We start from the raw sequence: 4,002 nt of genomic DNA on the forward strand, positions 1-4,002 counted from the left end.
TGGCCTGCGCCGGCGAGGACGGGGTCCATTGGGTGCTCGAGCTCTACCGGCGCGAGATCGACCGAGCCTTGGCGCTCGGAAGCTGGGACAGCATCGCGAAGCTCGATCGGAGCATCATCTTTGTTTCGGAACGTTGAACCGCCAGACGTGTTGTGGTCGAACGCATTGCATTTGCCAAAGCTGCCGGGTGGACTTGTAACCATTCGCGACCGCCCAGCCTTCTCATGGCGCGCACGTTGAGCGTTCCCCTGCGGATCGCGACCGCGAACGTCGCAATAGGGCGGGGGAGGGTCCTTCCCTTGCGACACCTGTAGGCACGGTCTCCGCCCTGACCGGTCATTCCACCACAGTCACAAACCGAATCTACTAACTCAAGTCGACTAAAGTCGAATTTATCAGCGACTTACTCGGTCGTCCCTGCAACAGTCGTCCGCCGAACATCGCGGATGGCCTTGGAGTCGAACCGGCGGGCGCGATGCATGGTCGTCCGGTTGTCCCACATCACGAGATCGCCAACGCGCCAAGGGTGGCGATAGACAAACTGCGGCTGCGTCGCGTGCTCGTTTAGATCGCGCAGGAACACCCGAGCCTCGGGAACCGTCCAGCCGACAATCGCGCCGGCATGGGCTGACAGGAACAAGGACTTGCGTCTCGTCCTCGGGTCAATGCGCACGAGGGGGTGACGAACCGGCCGGAAGTGTTCCCTCTCTTCCGCCGTTAGATCGAAGAAGCCGATCGCCTCGCGGGAATATATCAGCGAGTGCTCGCAGACGAGGTCCTCGATTTCGGCCTTGGTATCGCCGTCGAGCGCGTCATACGCGGCGCGCATATCCGCGAATTCCGTGTCGCCGCCACGAAACGGAATTGTTCGCCCGGAGAGCAGGGAATACCCGGCCGGGACCGGGCGGAACGAACTGTCGGAGTGCCACAGCCGGTCGGCGAGCTTGAAAAGCCAGATGCGGTCGTCCGCGCTTATCAGCGCGCCGTCGCGGGTCAGGTTGGAGAAATCGGCGACGCCGCCGCCGAGGCGCTCCTGCTCGCGCTTGCGAATGTGACCCGGGGTCTCATAACGCTCGAGTTCGCCGAACTGACGGGTAAAGGCGAGCTGCTGCGCGTCCGTCAGCGACTGATCGCCGAAGACGAGCACGGCATGTCTCACCATGCCGTCGTGAATGGCGGCGATGTCCTCGGCGTCGAGCGGCGCCCGGCAATCGACTGCGAAGGCTTCGCCTGCAAAGGCACCCGGGACAGGGTTCACGACTACCGGCATTGCGCGCTTCTCCTCGCCCCTTCCGCCTCGCCTGAAAGCCGATTGGAAGCAAAACGGTTTGGCCGCTTCAAGGCGGTCTCGCTGTCTCGCGTTGCGAAGCGCGACAACGGCGAGGACCGACGACGTCGACGACCGGCCGGTCGCGGGACTACCCCTTGCACAAACCGTTTTGCTAACATACCGTCGACGACACGTCGCCTCTCCCTGCGGAAGACAAATCGCCTCTCCACAAGGAACCGAGGGGAGCTCCGTTTGTTGCACAGCGGCCTAAAGCCCGGCACGACGATCGCAGCGGTCGCGGAGGCCGCGAAAGTCAGCAAGACCACGGTCTCGCATGTCCTCTCGGGAAAGCGGCCGGTGTCGGAAGCCACCCGGCGGAACGTGCTCCGCGTCATGGAAGAACTCGGCTTCCAGCCCAATTACTTCGCCCAAGCCCTGATCGCCAACCGCAGCCTCGCGGTCGCCCTGATCGTCCAGGACCTGACCAATCCCTACTATCCGCTGCTCGGTCGCGGTCTCGAGCGCGCGATCGGACAAGCCGGCTACGTTGTCATGCTTTTCGACGGCGCGGCGCAACCGGAGGCTGCGGAAGCGGCGGTCAAGACCGCGATCCAGCGGCGCGTCGACGGCGTGGTGATTGCGACCGCCGGCGCCGAGCGCGCTGCGCCGATGCTCCGGCAAGCCGGCATCGCAGTGGTCGCGGTCGGGTCGGGGCCGTCGGTCGCGGACCTCGATTGGGTTTCGGCGGACGACGAGCTCATCGCCTACGACGCCGTGACGCATCTGCTGACACGCGGCCCCCGCCGCGTCGCGACGATAACGGGGCCGGCGAACGCCAGTCCGGGCGCCCAGCGCCTGCGGGGTTATCTGCGGGCGATGGCCGATCAGGGCAAGCCCGAAGACCAGAACCTGATCGTGGCTGGCGATTGGACGAGGGACGGCGGGTCGTCGGCTATGAGCGTCCTGCTGGACCTGCCGGATCGACCGACTGCGGTCTTCTGCGCCAACGACGTGATGGCCATCGGGGCGCTCGACGCTGCCTTCGGTCGCGGGCTGAGAGTGCCTTACGATCTGGCTGTCGTCGGCGTCGATGACATCGAGGCCGCCGCCCTGTTGCGCCCAAGTCTCACGACCATTCGAATCCCCGCGCTCGAAATCGGCCGAACCGCCGGCGCGCTGCTGCTTGATCGGCTGGCGCAGGGCGCGGCGGCACCGTCACGTCACATTCTCGTTCAACACTCCCTGATCGTCCGAGAGTCGGGATGAGGGTGAGAGGCGGGGCGCCTCCCCGAAGCTGGGGAAACAAGAACGGGAGCACGGAGCGCCCGCAGATTTTGGAAGGGAACCAGGTGCGCGGAAGCGTACCCGTGAGGAGGAAGCAAGATGGTTGAGAATATCAAGACTCCGTTCGAAACGAGGAGCGTCCGGCGAGGCCCGAGCCGAAGACACGTCCTGGCCGCCGGCGTCGCGGCCGCGGCGGTGACAGGATTCCCCTATGTGTCTCGCGGCTACGCCGCCCAGACTCTCAAGTTTTGGCAATTCTACGCGCCCGGGGGCGGCGTTGCGTCGCAGGACAAATGGTACCAAGACGTCATCAAGGGATGGAACGACACTCACGACGTCAAGGTTGAACTCGTGTATGTGCCCAACAACGCCTACATGGACGGCACGAAGCTGCCGACGGCTTTCGCCTCGGGCGCGGGTCCGGACCTCTTCATCATCAGTCCCGGCGACTTCCTGCGATACTATAACGGCGGCGTCCTGCTGGACCTGACGCCGTTCATGGAGCAGGCGGCGCAGGACGACTTCTTCCCCAACGTGATCGCCAGCCGGAAGGTCAACGACAAGATCTACGCGCTTCCCTATGAAGTCGAACCGATGGCGATGTACTACAGCCTCGACGCCTTCAGCGAGGCCGGGCTGGCCGAGAAGGACATCCCGACGACCTGGGCGGAGCTTCTCGATGTCGCCAAGAAACTGACCACGCCGAAGCGCTTCGGAGTGCTGTTCGAAACCAATCCCGGCTATTACCAGAATTACACTTGGTATCCGTTCTTCTGGGAGGGCGGCGGCGACTTCCAAACCAAGGACGGCAAGAGCGCGTTCAACTCGCCCGCAGCGGTGCAGGCGCTAAAGTTCTGGCAGGACGCGGTCAATATGGGCGTGGCTCCGCGAAAGCCCCAGGGCGGCGGCGGCTGGGACGTGGTGCCGAACCTCGCGTCTGGCTATTGCGCGATCATGAACACGGGGATCTGGGCCATCGCCAACCTCCGCGAAGGCGCGCCCGACTTCAAGTACGGTATATTCAAACTGCCCACGCCGCCCGGCGGCAAGTATCTCACCATCGGCGGCGGCTGGGCGTTCGTGGCCAACGCGAAAGGCGCGAACCCGAAGGCGGCGGGCGAGTTCTGCGCCTGGGCGCTCGGCTCGATGAAGCCGGACTCCATCGAACGGATCGTCGACTGGTGCACCAAGGCCAAGAGCGACATGCCGCCCAGAAAGTCCGCCCTTGAAGCCGGCAAGGAGGCCTTTGAGACCGGCTTCCTCAAGGTCTTCACCGACGAGATCTATCCGGGCGCCCGCGGCGAGCCGCGCATGCCTCCCCCGGTCTACAAGGCGATTTCGGACGCGATCCAGGGCTGCCAGCTCAACGGGCAGAGTCCGGAGCAGGCGGCCGCCGCCGCGTCCGATCAGATCGACGCGTTCCTGGCCGGCTACAAAGGCGCTCCGAT

Annotated in this window: 3 protein-coding genes; 2 read left to right on the forward strand and 1 reads right to left on the reverse strand. The window is 64.7% G+C overall.

Annotated features, from left to right (window positions below):
* Positions 1-403: 403 nt before the first annotated feature.
* Complete coding sequence (locus ACLP25_RS22940) at positions 404-1,270, reverse strand: TauD/TfdA dioxygenase family protein (RefSeq protein ID WP_442471450.1); 867 nt, start codon at positions 1,268-1,270, stop codon at positions 404-406.
* A 255-nt stretch (positions 1,271-1,525) separates the two neighbouring features.
* Between ACLP25_RS22940 and ACLP25_RS22945 the strand changes: the two genes are divergently transcribed.
* On the forward strand, positions 1,526-2,536 hold the full coding sequence (locus ACLP25_RS22945; RefSeq protein WP_442471451.1) for a LacI family DNA-binding transcriptional regulator: 1,011 nt from the start codon (positions 1,526-1,528) through the stop codon (positions 2,534-2,536).
* 117 nt (positions 2,537-2,653) lie between these two features.
* A partial coding sequence (locus tag ACLP25_RS22950) for an ABC transporter substrate-binding protein (protein ID WP_442471452.1) occupies positions 2,654-4,002 on the forward strand: 1,349 nt, incomplete at its 3' end.

Source organism: Roseiarcus sp. (assembly GCF_052145395.1).
GTDB lineage: Bacteria > Pseudomonadota > Alphaproteobacteria > Rhizobiales > Beijerinckiaceae > Roseiarcus.